The 16,559-nt window shown below is 32.5% G+C and carries 11 protein-coding genes; 9 read left to right on the top strand and 2 right to left on the bottom strand.

The annotated features are described in order from the left end of the window. The first annotated feature begins 186 nt into the window (after positions 1-186). From JOD41_RS09085 to JOD41_RS09060, 6 genes are all read left to right on the top strand, one after another. Positions 187-2,829, top strand: a complete 2,643-nt coding sequence (locus JOD41_RS09085) for an S-layer homology domain-containing protein (protein ID WP_205052560.1) — start codon at positions 187-189, stop codon at positions 2,827-2,829. Positions 2,830-2,981: 152 nt separating this feature from the next. Beyond that, positions 2,982-3,695 (top strand): alpha/beta fold hydrolase, encoded by a 714-nt coding sequence (locus tag JOD41_RS09080; protein WP_205052559.1) that lies wholly within the window; start codon positions 2,982-2,984, stop codon positions 3,693-3,695. Continuing rightward, positions 3,695-6,211, top strand: a complete 2,517-nt coding sequence (gene mprF, locus JOD41_RS09075) for a bifunctional lysylphosphatidylglycerol flippase/synthetase MprF (RefSeq protein WP_205052558.1) — start codon at positions 3,695-3,697, stop codon at positions 6,209-6,211. Before JOD41_RS09080 ends, mprF begins: the two co-directional genes overlap by 1 nt. A gap of 262 nt (positions 6,212-6,473) precedes the next feature. Then, positions 6,474-7,835, top strand: a complete 1,362-nt coding sequence (gene purF / locus JOD41_RS09070) for an amidophosphoribosyltransferase (RefSeq protein ID WP_205052557.1) — start codon at positions 6,474-6,476, stop codon at positions 7,833-7,835. Beyond that, entirely contained in the window at positions 7,825-11,496 is a 3,672-nt protein-coding gene (locus tag JOD41_RS09065) for a phosphoribosylformylglycinamidine synthase (RefSeq protein ID WP_205052556.1), read from the top strand. Before purF ends, JOD41_RS09065 begins: the two co-directional genes overlap by 11 nt. Before the next feature lie 144 nt (positions 11,497-11,640). Continuing rightward, positions 11,641-11,946: a DUF4298 domain-containing protein gene (locus JOD41_RS09060; RefSeq protein WP_019125638.1), complete on the top strand. Its 306-nt coding sequence runs from the start codon at positions 11,641-11,643 to the stop codon at positions 11,944-11,946. A gap of 55 nt (positions 11,947-12,001) precedes the next feature. Here the strand turns inward: JOD41_RS09060 and JOD41_RS09055 are convergent, their stop codons facing one another. Next, positions 12,002-12,355, bottom strand: a complete 354-nt coding sequence (locus JOD41_RS09055; RefSeq protein WP_205052555.1) for a phage holin family protein — start codon at positions 12,353-12,355, stop codon at positions 12,002-12,004. Between the two features lie 117 nt (positions 12,356-12,472). On the opposite strand from JOD41_RS09055, the gene JOD41_RS09050 reads away from it, so the two are divergent. Continuing rightward, the gene (locus JOD41_RS09050) at positions 12,473-13,198 is read left to right on the top strand and encodes a hypothetical protein (protein WP_205052554.1); all 726 of its coding nucleotides are present in this window, start codon (positions 12,473-12,475) and stop codon (positions 13,196-13,198) included. 39 nt (positions 13,199-13,237) lie between these two features. Here JOD41_RS09050 and JOD41_RS09045 read toward each other — a convergent pair whose 3' ends face one another. Beyond that, the gene (locus tag JOD41_RS09045; protein WP_205052553.1) at positions 13,238-14,584 is read right to left on the bottom strand and encodes a DUF438 domain-containing protein; all 1,347 of its coding nucleotides are present in this window, start codon (positions 14,582-14,584) and stop codon (positions 13,238-13,240) included. A gap of 117 nt (positions 14,585-14,701) precedes the next feature. On the opposite strand from JOD41_RS09045, the gene JOD41_RS09040 reads away from it, so the two are divergent. Together JOD41_RS09040 and JOD41_RS09035 are read left to right on the top strand one after the other, a co-directional pair. Further along, complete coding sequence (locus JOD41_RS09040) at positions 14,702-15,439, top strand: hypothetical protein (protein WP_205052552.1); 738 nt, start codon at positions 14,702-14,704, stop codon at positions 15,437-15,439. Positions 15,440-15,575: 136 nt separating this feature from the next. After that, positions 15,576-16,466 (top strand): DUF368 domain-containing protein, encoded by an 891-nt coding sequence (locus JOD41_RS09035; protein ID WP_205052551.1) that lies wholly within the window; start codon positions 15,576-15,578, stop codon positions 16,464-16,466. Positions 16,467-16,559 lie beyond the last annotated feature (93 nt).

The raw sequence follows: 16,559 nt of genomic DNA, 5'->3' as shown, positions 1-16,559 counted from the left end.
GAACAAAGTGAAAACCAGCGCCTTGAGACGCTGGTTGGTATCACTCGGGCTTATAGCCCGTGATCAAACCACCCGTTTTACGGGTGGTTATGATTGTATTAAATTTTACAGGGGTTTTACTTTTTTTACTCTCAATACATACAAAAATTTTTTATATTAGCAAGGGAAAAATAAGGAGGTTAAAAAGTGAAAAATAATTTAAAGAAAAGTTTTTGGTCGCTATTTTTAGTTGTGACAATGCTTATCACTCTTGTTCCAAGTGGAATATTTGCACAATCAAAGGTAGTCGCAGAGTGGGATTTTAGTAAAGAAAATTCAACTGGTAATATTTCTGACGGAAGTTTAAAAATTAAAGATGCAAGTGGAAATAATAACGACTTGGAAATGCAAACTTATACAGGTGGACATTTAACTGATGATAAGTCTGCAGAAAATTGGGAAGATTATCTAAGGTTTTCGAGTGAATCTGTAAAGGGAAAGGGATCAATTGAATTTGCTGGACTGGCAAAGAATAAGGGTGCCGATTTTGTAACAGTAAATGACGCGCCAATAAATAAAGAAAGCTTTAGTGATGGCTATACAATTGAAATCTTGTATTATTTGCCAAAGGACTGGACTAATAATGACAAATGGATGGGAATGCTTGCAAGACAAGTTGCCGACACAAATAATGTAAAGACAATGGACGAGGCTCAACTTGGATCAACTTCTATTGCAGTTTCAAATTGTAAAGAAGTTCAATATTTAACTGTGAACGAAGATGATTCTCATCTTATGAAATCTGCTGTATGGTCTGTTGCCATGGATAAGGGTGGACAATGGTATCACATAGCCATAACTTGTGATGATAAAGGAAATATAAAGTCTTATTTAAATGGAGCAGAATCTTTTAGGAATTATAGATCAAGTGATGGTGGAGCTATGAGAGGAATTTTTGCTGACCCAGCAGACGGCAGGTTTAGAGTTGGTTCATCTTGGTGGAAAGAGGGAGATCAAACTCTTGATAAGTTTTTAAATGGAAATATTGAAACAATTAGAATTTCCAAGGGAGCACTTTCTAAAAGTGAGTGGTTAATTCCAAATCCAGAAAGTCTAGCAGGAGATTTTGGTACAAATAAGAAATTTGCCTTGGAGAACAAAAATAATTACAATTTTGTATTTTTACCAGATACACAAAACACTGTAAAATTTAAACCAGATGTAATGGATAGTGCTATTAGAGGATTAGTTAATGATGCAGACAAGGGAAACATTAAAGCAGTTTCACACCTTGGAGATATTGTAGAAGACTTTAATGATAAGACACAGTTTGAAAATTCTAAAAATACATTTTATAAACTTGCTGATTCTAAAATAAAAACTTTGATTATTCCAGGTAATCACGATTACTTGCCAGAAGATGGATATGGATATAATGATAAAGAATTTTACATGAATCCAAACAACAATCCTCTTGATATGTTTTATAAAGATTATTATGGAAAAGACTCAGCTTTTACTAAAAAGGCAACATATGTAATAAATGATTCTCCTTCTGGAAGATCATCTTATATGAAAGTTAGAGCGGGATCCTATGAATATCTAATGATTGGACTTTCTTGGTATGACCTTGGACGCGATAAGGATTGGTTTGAAAATATTTTAAAAGAAAACAGAGAAAATCCAACAATAATTGTGGCTCACAACATAGTTGACTGTTCAGATACAGAACCATCTTCAGTTCAATTTTCAGGCGTTGGAGATGAAATCTGGAATATAATTAAAAAATATGATCAAGTATTTATGACAGTGTCAGGTCACTATCATGGAGCTGGGAATAAAGTTTATATGAACGACAACAATAAACCAGTTATCACAATTCTAGCTGACTATCAATTCTCCTATAATGGTGGAAATGGATTTTTCAAATATGCAGAATTTGACGAAAATGCCAATAAAATTTTCTTAAAGACTTATTCACCTTATGCTGCAAGTCTTTCTGATTCTGAAAAAACTTTCTTTGATGTAAATTATATGCTTGGAAAGGGAAATGACGATGTACTTGACTTAGACTTCGGCAATAGATTTGATTTTGCCAAAAAATATCCAAGAGAAGTTGAAAAAGATGACAAAAATGAAATTCCTTGGACTGAAATAAAGGATAATGCTGAAATTATTGAAAATAAGAATAGCGATAATTGGGATGATAATTTCACTCACAGAAAACATCATGAAAAAACTTATCCAGTATATGCTGGCACTTCAATATTTTCTGAAAATAAAACTCAAAAAAATAAAGAAGAAAAAATTGTAAATAATAATCTTACAAAGGATTATGTGGATCATTGGGCTAAAGAATTTATTGATAAAGTTTTGGATAAAAATCTAATGGACTTAGAAAAAGGAAAATTCAATCCAAATAAAAAAGCTACAAGAATGGAACTTGTTAAGGCACTTGCAAAAATGCAAAATGTAAATCCTAAGGATTACAGTGAAAATATTTATAAGGATTTAAATAAAGATTCAGAAGAAAATGGCTATATTGTATGGGCAAGTAAGAAGGGCATAGTATATGGCTATGAAGACGGAGAATTTAAAGGAAATAGAGAAATTTCAAGGGAAGAAGTTGCAGCTATCCTAAATAGATATGTGGAAAAACTTGGAATTGAAAGAAAAGAATTTAAAGACATTAATTTCAAAGATCAAGAAAAAATATCTTCATGGGCAAAAGATGAAGTGAAGAAAGCTGTAAATAGAGGATTGTTTACAGGTAGAGATGATGGAAACTTTGATCCATTAGAAAATATAAGTAGAGCTGAAATAGCTAAAGTAATTGTAGATTTACTTTAATAAATTTCCTTTTCTTATTTTAATAAATCCTTAAAGAGCAGGCTTTGGCTTGCTCTTTTTTTGTCTTGATTTTTATTTTAATGATAATTTTTAAAATAAAATTTTAACCAAAAATATTTAAAGATGGTAAAATATGGTAAGTGGTGAGGATTTTGGATAAATTTATTAAAGTTCGCGATGGTGCAAAAATTTTTGTAAAAATTATGGGAAGTGGCGAGCCTCTTTTGCTTCTTCATGGAAATGGCGACGACTTTTCTTTTTTTGAAAAGCAAATTATTGTCTTTAAGAAATTTTTTAAGGTCATAGCCATGGACACTAGAGGTCATGGCAAAAGTGACAAAAATTATTCTTTAAATTTAGAAAAATTATCAAATGATGTCTTAGATATCCTTGATTATTTAAAAATTGAAAATGCAAATATTTTAGGCTTTTCTGACGGGGCAAATCTCGCTCTTACTTTTGCTAAAAATCATCCCAAAAAAGTTAAGAGGCTTATTTTAAATTCTCCCAACAAAGATTTTTCACAGATAAAATTTATACCAAGAATAGCTTCCTATATTTTTTATTATAATCTAAAAATATTATCCAAAATTTTTACAGGTCTTAGAAATTATTTTTCTGTTTACAAATTAATTTTTGATAAAATAAAAATTGTTGATTCTGATTACAAAAAATTTGATTTTCCAGTTTTAATTATTGCTGGCGAAAGAGATTTAATATATCTTGAAAACTTTTATAAAATTGCTAAAAAAATAAAAAAATCTAAATTATATATAATAAAAAATCACGGTCACAAGGTAGCAAGGACTAAGCCAGATGAATACAATGAAGTTGTCCTTGATTTTTTAAAGAGAGAGGTTAATTAGTGGAAAAATTAAAAAAATTTGCCAGGGGAATTAAGCCAATTTTTCTCTTTGGAGTAATTCTTTTGGTAATTCTTGAATTTACAAAACTAAGAAAGGAAATTTCCATTGAGGAAGTTTCAAATATTTTTTATGAAATTTCTATAATAAAAATTTTTGTCATGGCAGTTTTAGGTCTTCTCGCCTTTTCTCCCATGATCTTCTACGATATACTTTTGAGTAGATTTTTAAAATTAGATAGAGATAAAAGCTACATTATAAAAAGATCTATAACAGTAAATTCTTTTAACAATTTAATAGGCTTTGGCGGCCTCATAAACCTTGGACTTAGAATGAGATATTTTGGCGAAGAAAAGGAAGACAAGCACTTTTTAAAGTTTTTAGTGAAGTCTCTCTTTTTTGACTTTGCAGGGCTATCTTTTTTGGCAGTAACATCTCTTATTTTTTTAATTTTTTATGAGAGCAAAATTTTAATCAATTATAAAATTTGGTTACTGGGAGCAATTCTCTACTATCCTGTTTTATTTTTCCTTTCAAAAATTAGAAATGAAGGAGATTTTTCCATTTCAAAAAAATACGCCACAGAAGTTTCTCTTGTGTCAATTTGTGAGTGGTTAGCTGCAGGTCTATTTTTCTCACTAATAGGATTTTTACTTGGCATAAGACTTAATATTTTTATAATTATTTCTAGCTTTGTAATTGCCAATATTATTGGCATTTCTTCCTTTATTCCAGGTGGACTTGGCTCTTTTGATTTAGTAATATTAACTGCTTTTTCTTCCCTTGGACTTGAAAGTGAAGTGGTTTTAAGCTGGTTACTTCTTTATAGAATTTTTTATTACATTATCCCCTTTATATTTGGTTTTATTTTCTTTGTTCATGATTTGGGCAGCATCTTTGACGAGAAAAATGACAAAATTCCCTCTAGGCTTATAAAGTCCTTGGGTCTTGACCTCCTCTCACTCTTTTTATATTTGACAGGTACTTTTATGATTTTATCTGCAACTATTCCCGAGGAGATGAATGAACATTATTTTTTAAGTCACTTTAGTCCCTTAAATGCAAATTTAATTTATCAATTTCCATCTTTAATTTTTGGAGTATGCTTTATAATTTTAGGACGTGCCAATAGAGAAAAAGTAGAGAGGGCAGGGAAAATTACAATAATTTTTCTCCTTCTGTCTTTAATATATTCACTTATAAGTGGCTTTGGATTAATTGAAATTTTATTTTTAATTTTAGTTATTTTTCTTGCAGTATTTACTAGAAAAATGCCCAATAGAAAACAACTTGTCTATTCCTTTGAAGCCATTACCATAGACAGCCTTTATTTTGTAGTAATTTCTGTAATTACAATTTATTTTATGGCAATAAATTATAGGTTAAAGCCAATTCACTATAGGGACTTCTTTTTAATTCCCTTTGAAAAGAGTTTTTTACGTTTTTCTATTATTTTTCTGCTTTTATTTATTTCCATGCGACTACTTTTGTTTTTCTTAAAGGGAAATAAAGTAAAACTTGGAGAAAAAATGGATCTGGAAAAAGTTAGGAAGCTTTTATATGATTACGACTGCCCTGCCGAAGCACCTCTTGCCCTAGTTGGCGACAAGGAACTTTATTATTATGAAGAAGATGGAATAACAACTTGTGCCATGGCAATTTCAACTTATATGGATAGAGTAATTGTAATGGGAGAGCCCTTTGGAAAGGTTAGTGACTTTAATAAGCTCTTAGAAAAATTTGTAGAAGAAGCTGACCTTTATGGCTATAAGCCAATTTTTTATGAAGTGGGACAAGGGGAAACTATTAAGCTTCACGATTTTGGATTTTCCTTTATAAAATTTGGCGAGACTGCAGCACTTGATTTAGAAAACTTTTCTTTAGAAGGAAGAGAGCACAAGTCACAGAGAAATGTCTTATCAAAGTTTGATAAATTAGGCTACACTTTTGAAGTAATTAAAGCACCCTTTGAAGATGAATTTTTAGATAGGCTAGAAGAAATTTCTCTTGACTGGTTAGATGGCAAAAAGGAGAAGGGATTTTCTCTTGGATATTTTAAGAGAGATTATTTAAATTTATGTGACATAGCAGTGGCAAAGGATGATAAGGGAAAAATCCTTGCCTTTGCAAATATTATGCCCAACCCCAATAAAACTTGGGCAACTATTGACTTAATGAGATTTGAAAGAGAAAATGCGCCAAGTGGTATTATGGATTTTCTATTCTTGAAGCTCTTCTTATATTTTAAGGGCCAAGGGAAAATTTATTTCGAGCTTGGTATGGCGCCCCTATCCAATGTTGGCATCAACTCCAATAGTTTTGTGGAAGAAAAACTTGCCTATCTAGTTTATAAATTTGGCTACAAATTTTATTCTTTTGAAGGACTTAGGACCTATAAGGAAAAATTTTCTCCATCATGGAAACCAGTTTATCTATCTTATCCCAACAAAACATGGCTACTTTTTACAATGCTTTCCATTTTTATGGTGGATATTAATGCGGCAAGGGATAATAATTGAAATTTAAATAATAAATAAGTTTAGCTTTAGTACAATTTAATAAATTTATGATATAATTATTTTATTATGATTTGGAGGATTAGTTGTATGCTTTTTTGCCCTGCTTTAACAAATATTTTTATAGACATGGACAATGAACTTAACCACGGAATTTTTGCGACTAATTTTTCACTTAAAAGTTTTTTACGCTCATCTTTTGATGAGCTTTTTTAATTGGAGGAAGAATGGGATATTTTAATTTTAAGGAAGAGGTGTTAGGCTAATGTGTGGAGTTATTGGAATTTACTCACAAAGTGATGTGAGCAAAAAATTATTTTACGGACTTAATTCTCTTCAACACAGAGGACAAGAAGCCAGTGGTATTTGCGTTTTTGATGGAAAAAATATGGTGTTAGACAAGGGTATGGGTCTTGTCTATGATAATTTTGACGATGAAAGTTTTATAAAATTAAAGGGAAATATTGGCATTGGTCATGTTCGTTATGCAACTGCAGGCGGATCCTATGAATATAACTCACAACCCCTACTTGCCTTCTCAAAAAATAGAGAATTTGCCCTTGCTCACAATGGAAATTTAGTTAATCACAAGTCAATTAGAAGAGAACTTGAAGACGAAGGCATGCTTTTTCAAACTGCCATTGATACAGAAGTAATTTTATCTCTCGTTGCAAAATATTATAAGGGCGACATTATTGAAGCAGTTAAAAAAACTATGACAAGAATAAAGGGCGCCTATAGCGTTGTAATGCTTTTTGAAGACAAATTAGTTGCCTTTAGAGATCCTTATGGCTTTAGACCACTTTTAATTGGCAGAGCAAAAAATGGCGAAGTTATAATTGCATCAGAAAATGCACCTCTTGAAATAATTGGCACTGATGCCATTAGAGATGTTGAACCTTCAGAAATTATTGTAGTTGATAAAAAGGGAATTCATTCAGACTTTTTTAAAAAAGAAAAAAATGAACACTGCATCTTTGAATATGTTTATTTTGCAAGAACTGATGCCACACTTGACGGTGTAAATTCTTATAACTTTAGAAGAAGATGTGGAGAAATTTTATCAAAAGAAGCTCCCGTTGATGCAGACCTTGTACTTGCAGTCCCAGACTCAGGTACGCCTGGTGCCATGGGCTATGCACAAGAGTCAGGCATTCCTTTTGCTGAAGGTCTTGTAAAAAATAGATACATGGGCAGAACTTTTATAAAGCCAACAGCTGAAGAGAGAGAACTTTCTGTTAAATTGAAATTAAATCCACTTGAAACAGTTTTGCGTGACAAGAGAATTGTCTTGGTAGACGACTCTATAGTTAGAGGAACAACTTCAAAAAATCTTATTATGAGAATGAAAAAGGCTGGAGCCAAGGAAGTTCACATGAGAATAGTTTCTCCTCCAGTAAAATATCCTTGCTACTATGGTATTGACACGCCATCAAGAAAAAAACTTATTGCTGCAAATTATTCTGTTGAAGAAATGAGAGAAAAAATTGGAGCAGATTCCCTTGCCTTTATATCCATGGAAGGCATGTTAGATGCTACTTTGATGAAAAAAGATGTTTTCTGCAAAGCCTGCTTTAATGGCGATTATGCAGTTGAGCCAAAGGAGTTAGTTGAAGATGAAAAATAAAATTAAGAGAATTTATATTGCAAAAAAAGATGAATTCGATCATGAGTCAAAATCCCTTAGAGAAGAAATAAAAACTTCTCTTGGCATTGATACTACTTACTTAAAAACTTACAGAAGATACGATGTAGATATATCAGATGAAACTTTAAAAAAGACTTTGGCTACTGTCTTTTACGAAGGGCCAGTAGAAGATGTTTATTATGAAGATTACAAAAAATTGGAAGCTTCCTTTGAAAATCCAATAGGCATTCAATATCAAGCTGGACAATTTGACAATAGAGAAGATGGTCTTGTTCAAACTATTGCTCTTTTCACAGATGAAAAAATTAGAGCAAAGGTGACAGAAGTTTACGACCTTGGCGGCGTAAATGAAGAAGAGCTTGAAAAAATTAAAAAGTTTTTAATAAACCCTGTTGATTCACAAGAAGTTGATGTTTATGAAGAAACTATTTTAAGAGAAGACGCAAAGAAAAATCACGAAAATATTGTCTATACTGGTTTTAATGACCTAGATGAAGAAGGCTTAAAAAAATTTGTGGAAGAAAAATCTCTTGCCATGAGTCCAGAAGATTTAAAGGTTTTGCAAGATTATTTCAAGTCTGAAAAAAGAGACCCCAATGAAACTGAAGTAGCAATAATTGACACTTATTGGTCAGACCACTGCAGACACACAACTTTTAATACGGAACTTGATATTGACTTTGAAGTTGTAACTGAACTTGATAAGGAAATAAAAAGAGCCTTTGATTCTTATCTTGAAATGAGAAGAGAGCTTGACATAAAAAAACCAATCACCCTAATGAGCCTTGGCACAATTTTATCCAAGGAACTTAGAAAAAATGGCAAACTTGACGATTTAGAAGTTTCATCAGAAATAAATGCCTGCTCTGTAAAAATTAAGGCAAAGGTGGAAGTTGATGGCAAGGTTGAAGACCGCGACTACCTACTTATGTTTAAAAATGAAACTCACAATCACCCAACTGAAATTGAGCCTGTTGGTGGTGCTTCAACATGCCTTGGTGGTGCCATAAGAGATCCACTTTCTGGAAGAAGCTATGTATATCAAGCCATGAGAGTAACTGGCGCTGGAGATCCTTTCACTCCAATTGAAAAAACTTTAAAGGGTAAACTTCCACAAAAGAAAATTGTAACTGAAGCAGCAATTGGTTATTCATCTTATGGAAACCAAGTTGGCGTTGCAACTGGTCTTGTTGACGAATTATATCACCCAGGCTATGTTGCAAAGAGAATGGAAACTGGTGCAGTTATAGCAGCTTGTCCTCTTGAAAATGTAAAGAGAATTGAACCAAGAGAAGGCGACATAATAATTCTTTTAGGTGGCAGAACTGGTAGAGACGGCATTGGTGGAGCAACTGGCTCATCAAAATCTCACAAGGTTTCTTCTATTCAAACTGAATCTGCCCAAGTGCAAAAGGGAAATGCACCTGAAGAGAGAAAAATTCAAAGACTATTTAGAAATCCAAAGGCAGCAAAATTAATTAAAAAATGTAATGACTTTGGCGCAGGCGGAGTTTCCGTTGCCATAGGAGAACTTGCCGATTCAATTGAAGTAAAACTAGATAAGGTTCCCCTAAAATACATGGGCTTAAAGCCAAGAGAAATTGCAATTTCTGAATCACAAGAAAGAATGGCAGTTGTAGTTGCAAAAGAAGATGTAGAAACATTTATTAACTTGGCAGATAAGGAAAACTTGGAAAGCACAGTTGTTGCAAGAGTAACTGGCGACGGCAGACTAAAGATGTACTATGAAGATGAAATTATCTGCGACATGAGCTATGATTTTGTAAACCAAACTGGAGCAAAGAGAAAAGAAGAAGTTGAAGTTACTTCAGAAGACTTCCCAGAATTTTTAGTTAATAAAGATGGCGTAGAAGACTTAGAAAAATATTTGTCTGACTTAAATATTACTTCCAAGAAAAATATGATTGAACGCTTTGACTCCTCAGTAGGAGCAGCAACTGTCTTACAACCTCTTGGCGGCAAAAAGCAAAATACTCCAGCCCAAGTTATGGCAGCACTTATTCCAACAGATGATGGCGAGTCAAAAACAGCATCTCTTATGTCCTATGGTTTTAATCCAAAACTCTCTGTTGAATCACAATATCTTGGAGGCTACTACGCAGTAATTGAATCTATTGCAAAACTTGTAGCAGCAGGGGCGCCTCTTTCAGGCATAAGACTTTCCTTCCAAGAATTTTACGAAAAAATGGACAATAAAAAAGCTTGGTCAAAACCGCTTAAATCACTACTTGGAGCCTTAAGAGCATCAAGATATTTTGAAGCACCACCTATTGGAGGAAAGGACTCCATGAGTGGAACTTTTGAAGACATAAGCGTGCCACCAACACTTATTTCCTTTGCAGTAAATACTGTTGATGCAAAAAATGTAATTAGTCCAGAATTTAAGGGCAAGGGAAAAATTGGTCTAATAAAAACAGATAGAGAGCATATTGGAACATTAAACCTTGATGAAACTAAGGAAAACTTTAAAAAATTAGAAGAAGAAATAAAAAGTGGCAATATAATTTCTGCTGCAGCTATAAATCAAAAGGGCACACTTCCACAAATTTTTGAAATGGCAATAGATAATGTGGGTTTTGATCTTCAAGTAGAAGATTTATACTCACCACTTTACGGATCTTTTGTAGTTGAATATAAAGAAGACAGAGACTTTATAGAAAAAATTGGCGAATTTAGAGACGACTATGAAATGCATGTCAATGGCAAAAAATTAGATGTTGAAAAATTATCTAGAGCCTACCTAAATACAATGGATAAAATCTTTAAGCCAGTTGACTCAAATAAATTAAGTGAAGTTAAACAAAAAGAGGCTCCAAAGAGAAGAATGAAGTCCAAAAAACCAGTTGATGAGGTTAAGGTAATAATACCAGCCTTCCCTGGTACAAATTCAGAATATGATACAGCAAGAGCCTTTGAAAGAGCTGGAGCAAGTGCAGAAGTTCTTGTATTTAAAAATAAGGACAATGAAAAAGTAAAAGAATCTATAGAAGAATTAGCAGAAAAAATTTCTCATGCACAAATTCTAGCAATTCCTGGCGGATTTTCCCTTGGAGATGAACCTGGCGGATCTGGTAAATTTATAGCCAATGTAATAAGATCTGAAAAAGTAAAGGCAGCAATTGAAAAACTTTTAGGAGAAAATGACGGACTAATTCTTGGAATATGTAACGGCTTCCAAGCCTTAATTAAGACTGGACTTCTACCTTATGGCGAAATAAAAGACCTAGAAGAAGAGGATCCAACATTAACATATAACACTTGCAACAGACACATAGCAAGAATTGCAGAAACTAAGGTTATTTCAAATAATTCACCATGGCTAGCTAAACTTGAAGTAGGAAAAACTTATAAGGTGCCAATTTCTCACGGCGAAGGAAGATTTATAGCAAGTAAAGAAAAAATTGATGAAATTCTAGCAAATGAACAAGTTGCAATTTGCTACGAAGATGCACCTAATGACTCAATGTTAAATGTAGAAGCCTTAATGTCAAAGGATGGAAAGATCCTTGGTAAGATGGGCCACAGCGAAAGAGTCTTAGATGAAACCTTTAAAAATATACCAGGCATAGAAATTGAAGACATCTTCACAGCAGGCGTAGAATTTTTTAAGAAAGACTAATAAGACCTTAAATTGAAAATTTAGGTAAATATTATTTATTATTTAGAGATAGGATGAAAGTCCTATCTTTTTCTTTTGCAATTTATTTTTTTATTTTATAATAAGGGTATAAAGATTTATATAATTAATTATAAGGAGGATATTATGGATCCCATTAAAAGAATTAGTGAAATGGAAAAGATTTTAAATGACCACAATGATGTAATTGAGAATTTAAGAGCTGCTATTGAAAGGTTTGAAGCTCATCAAGAGGAATACAAAAAGCTAAGTGATTATTATTCTTCTGAAACTTATTTTGAAGACTTGGAAAGATATGACAGGGGCGAAATTCCAGAGGACCTTCCTTGCGGAGTTCTTTCCGAAGATGCTGTCTTTGATCTTTTTGGCGAAAACTTTAATGTAGCCATTGAAATGCTTGAACTTGCCACAGAAGTTTTAAAATATCGTTAATTAAAAGTGCCGCAGTGACTTTTCATAACTGCGGCATTTTTTTCTTTATGAAATTTTACTTAAAGTTTTTACTAATTACTTCTCTTATAATACTATTTATAAAACTTAAAACTATACTTGCCCAAAAGGCTGTGCCAAAGCTTCCAATAGATGCATATCTCACGAAATGAAAGGCAATTTCAAGGACAACTGCATTTATAACTAGAGAAAATAATCCCAGCGTTACTATTGTTATTGGAAGTGATAATACTTTTAATATTGGCTTGATTGTTAAGTTTACTAGTGAAAAAATTATTGCCATTGCTATAAAGGCACTTGGTTTTTCAAAAATAATACTATTTTTAAAAAGCATGTCTAGTATGTAAAAGGACAAAAAGTTTGCCACTAGAGCTCCAAATATTTTCTTCATGTCTTCCTCCTTCTTGTATTTATTTTATTATATACCCAAAAGACTTCTTAATATAAATAATTTTTTTTTGAATAGCTTTTGTGATAAAATAAAATAACAGATAAAGAGGAGGTCATTATGAGAAAGTACAATTACGGATCTATTATCTTAATACTTATAGCCAATGCAATAATTGTTGGAATCTTGGAAAATATTTTTGACGGCAACTTGTCAATTCTTGGAGGCTTTGTTACTTTTATTTCTGACTACATAATTTGCAGGGGACTTCTTTATAAGAGAGAGGGAAGTTTTTCTGAATATTTTATGGGAATAAAAACTATTACAGGCAAGGTCTTTTTGATGAACATCTTAGTGGGAGTTATAACTGTCATCTTACTTATGTTTGCCCTACTTATATCAGGAGCAGGATTTTTATTTACGCCTTATAAAGTAGACAATACAAGGGTTCTTATAATCGCAATAGTTTTAATTTTCCTAATAACAATTCTTTTATCTCTCCTTTTTGCCTATGTGAACTTTTTTATGGCAGACGAGAGATACAGGGACCTGACCTTTTTTGATTCTTTTATGGTCATTATAAGGGCAGGTTTAAAATTATTTAAGGAAAGTTTTATGGCAGGTCTTAGAGCCTATAAGATTTCTTTAATACTTGGAGCCATCGCCCTTCTTGCAGGAATCCTATCAATTAAAACCCCATCAATAGTTTTAATTGCAATTATACTTGGTGTAATTGCTGCTATCGCTTTTTTCCTCTTAACACCAAGATTTCGTGCAAGCCTAGCTGATATTTATGAAGAAAACAATGAGAGGATTTATTCCAATAAAGTTGAAGAAGATTTATAAAAAAAAGTCACTTTTGATAGTGGCTTTTTTTTAATCTCCTTAGTATTGGCTTATGTCTTCAACTGTTTCTAGGGTGCCTATATATTCCCCATCCTCATAGACTGCAAGGTACTTAACAAGGATTTTCTTCCCCTTAATATTCCTGCACACTACCAGACGGTCCTTCCTCTTGTTTTTAAAATCATCAAGCAAGGACTTAACCATTGGTACAACTTTTGGTGGGTGGCAAGAAGTTACATCCCTATTTAAACAGGACTTAGGCCTAGGAAAAATCTTGTCTTCCCCCTCAGAATAAAATCTAACCAAGTCATCCTTATCTATAAAGGTAAGCTCGGCATCAAGGGTCCTTAGGATTTGCATAGCCTCATTTAGCTTTAAACTTCCAGTTTCAAAGTCTAGACTTCCAGAAGAAATTTTTTCTTTTGGGGAAATTTCTTTAGGCTTGTAGTCCTTCCAAAGAGGAAGCTCACCCACTAGGTCTAGTCCATACTCCCCAAGGTCGCCATAGATTTTATTCCACTCTTCTTCTGTGAAGTTTTCCTTTAAAAGTGGGAAGAGAATACTTTCTTCCTTATAAATCATTTCATAAACCCTGTCTAAAATTTTATTGAGGTCCTCTGGGTTATAAGAATTTGTCTTAATAATCTTTGATAGGTCCCTTCTTATCTCGTCATCAACAGCCCACATTACATCACTTGGACCACTTATCTTGTACTTTGTCTTCAAAAGAGGGTAGATGAGTCCAGCCTTTTTTCCATAGTGAGAATTAATTTTTAAAAGGTCACTTATCTTTTTTAGCTTGTCTTCACCTTCCTTAACCTCATCAGCCAAGGACTTAATTTTTTTATTTTCTAGGCTTAAAATATTTAGGGGATGGCCAGGAATTTTTTCAAGGTCCTTTTGGCTCTCGTCTATAATATTGCTTTCGTGGAAGAGGGCAGAGTGAATGTCGCAAAGGTTTTGAACTTTTTCAAGGGGAAGACCACTTTTTATTAGGCTTTCTTCTGCCGCAACAATTTCCTTTGAAGAAACATCCTTAAAATTTTTAACAAAGTCACTTCTAACAGCCTCCAGGTCCTCGCCCTTGGAAACTCTTTCAATATAGGACTTTAAAAGCTCAAGCCTCTTGCCTTCATCTGAAGGATTATCTTGAGGATCTTGGTCTTCAATGAGATTAAAGCCCCCTTCTTGCAATTTTTCCCTAATTATGTCGAGGTCAATATTTTTTATTCCAGCTCCCTTTTTTATTGAAACAATTTTTCCGAGGCTAGAAAGTGCCAAGGGATTTGTAATTTCACTAAAACCAATATCCTTTAAGATATTTTTCAAGTCAGGATATTTTTCCACAAGACTTGCCACAGGTTCATTTATACTTATATTTTTCATACTTCCTCCTATATTTTATTTTTTTATTTATATACCCAAAGGGAGTCTTAATGTAAAAAAGTTTTTTAAAAATAGATTTTGTGATAAAATAAAGTTATAAATAGATAGGAGGTTACTATGAGAAAATTTAATTACGCTTCAGTTATCCTTTTAATGATTTTAGGTGGAATTATAGAGGGAGTTTTTGAAAAAATTTATGACGGAAATCTTGCTGTAATTGGAACGATATTTACTTGGATTATTAATTACATAATTTGTAGAGGTCTTTTATACACGAGAGAAGGCAGCTTTAGCGACTATTTTAGGGGAATAAAAACAATTACGGGAAAAGTTTTTTTGATGAATATTTTAGTTGGAGCAATAAGTGTTGGAGCAATAAGTGCCCTTGGACTTATATTTTCAACTATAACTTCAGGAACTGCTGCTGTATTGACTGATTCTGGCATGAGAAGTATTATATTCATTTCAATTTTATATATGTTAGTAACAGCATTATTTTCTATTATTTTTGCCTATTTAAATTTTGTCATGGCTGATATGAGATATAGAGATTTGCCTTTTTTTAAGTGTTTAAAACTTATTCTAAAGGCAGGCTTTAAATTGTTTTCTGAAACTTTTATAATGGGATTAAAAGTTTTTAAGGTTACAATTATTTCTTTAATTGTGGCACTTGTTATGATAATTCCTGCAAAGTCTATGCCAGAGTTTTTAACAATCTCCTTTATTGCCATAATGGTTGCATCATTAGCAGCTGTAATAGTGGCACCAAATTATATTGCAAGGCTTTCTGATATTTACTTAGACAAGATCAATGGCATTTATGATGAAATGGAAGAAGACAGAGAAGTTATATAAGTTTTATAAATTTTCCACTACTTAATGTAGTGGATTTTTTTATTTTCTGAATTTTTTAAGAGAAATTTAAGAAAGTTTACAATATATTAATAATAATATTTTTAATTTAATGTTATCATAGAGGAATGGAGGAATTATGTTAGTTAATATTTTTCACGGTATGATTATGGCTCTTGCCGACTCTGTTCCTGGAGTAAGTGGCGGCACTATTGCCTTCATACTTGGTTTTTACGATAAATTTATAGAAGCCCTTCACGAGTTTTTTGAAGGAGAAAAAGGCGAGAGAAAGCCAGCTTTTTTTTATCTCTTAAAACTTGGACTGGGCTGGGTCTTTGGGCTCCTTTTAAGTATTTTTTTCTTGTCAGAATTATTTCAAAGTGAAATTTATTTTATGTCTTCAGTTTTTTTGGGTCTGACCACAATGTCTCTTCCCTTTGTAATAAATAATGAGAGGGAAATTTTAAAAAAGCACAAAAATAATTTTTATTTTATTTTCATTGGAATAATAATTGTTGCTCTCTTAGTTTATTTTCGTGGTAAAAGTAAACTCATTGGAAATTTTGATTTAATTAATCCCAATATTTTTGAGTATTTTTATTTATTTATAGCAGGCGCTGTGGCAATTTCTGTCATGGTACTACCAGGCATATCTGGCTCATCAATACTACTTATTGCAGGAGTTTACATTCCAGTAGTTGAAGCTGTGGGGGAAGTCCTTCGATTTAATTTTGAAAAAATTCTGCCACTTTTTGTCATGTCTCTTGGCATTTTATTTGGAATTTTTATGTCCATTAGGATAATAAGAGATAGGATGAGAAAAAGCAGGGACAAAATGTTATATCTTATTATTGGAATGATTGTTGGATCACTTTATGCCATAGTCATGGGGCCAACAACTATAGGGGGGAATCTTCCCCTTAGCCTTGAAACTTTTAGTCCTCTTGGTTTTTTTATAGGTATAGTGATTTTATTTATTTTAGAAATTATAAAAATTATGACTGAAAAAAATAAAACTGTGGAAAATTAATGATGTGTACCCATAAAACTGGACACAATATTTAATTAACTAATTGTAGTGGATGCTAACCTATACTTTGTAGGTGGCATCCATTTTGTTTTT

Source organism: Peptoniphilus gorbachii, assembly GCF_016908115.1.
Lineage (GTDB): Bacteria > Bacillota > Clostridia > Tissierellales > Peptoniphilaceae > Peptoniphilus_A > Peptoniphilus_A gorbachii.
The sequence above is the reverse complement of the archived record's forward strand: the minus strand, read 5'-3'. Positions and strand labels throughout refer to the sequence as shown.

Bases quoted from the DNA above. Each gene is read 5' to 3' on its own strand.
- purF (WP_205052557.1), top strand. From the start codon at position 6,474: ATGTGTGGAGTTATTGGAATTTACTCACAAAGTGATGTGAGCAAAAAA.
- JOD41_RS09065 (WP_205052556.1), top strand. From the start codon at position 7,825: ATGAAAAATAAAATTAAGAGAATTTATATTGCAAAAAAAGATGAATTC.
- JOD41_RS09060 (WP_019125638.1), top strand. From the start codon at position 11,641: ATGGATCCCATTAAAAGAATTAGTGAAATGGAAAAGATTTTAAATGAC.
- JOD41_RS09055 (WP_205052555.1), bottom strand. From the start codon at position 12,355: ATGAAGAAAATATTTGGAGCTCTAGTGGCAAACTTTTTGTCCTTTTAC.
- JOD41_RS09050 (WP_205052554.1), top strand. From the start codon at position 12,473: ATGAGAAAGTACAATTACGGATCTATTATCTTAATACTTATAGCCAAT.
- JOD41_RS09045 (WP_205052553.1), bottom strand. From the start codon at position 14,584: ATGAAAAATATAAGTATAAATGAACCTGTGGCAAGTCTTGTGGAAAAA.
- JOD41_RS09040 (WP_205052552.1), top strand. From the start codon at position 14,702: ATGAGAAAATTTAATTACGCTTCAGTTATCCTTTTAATGATTTTAGGT.
- JOD41_RS09035 (WP_205052551.1), top strand. From the start codon at position 15,576: ATGTTAGTTAATATTTTTCACGGTATGATTATGGCTCTTGCCGACTCT.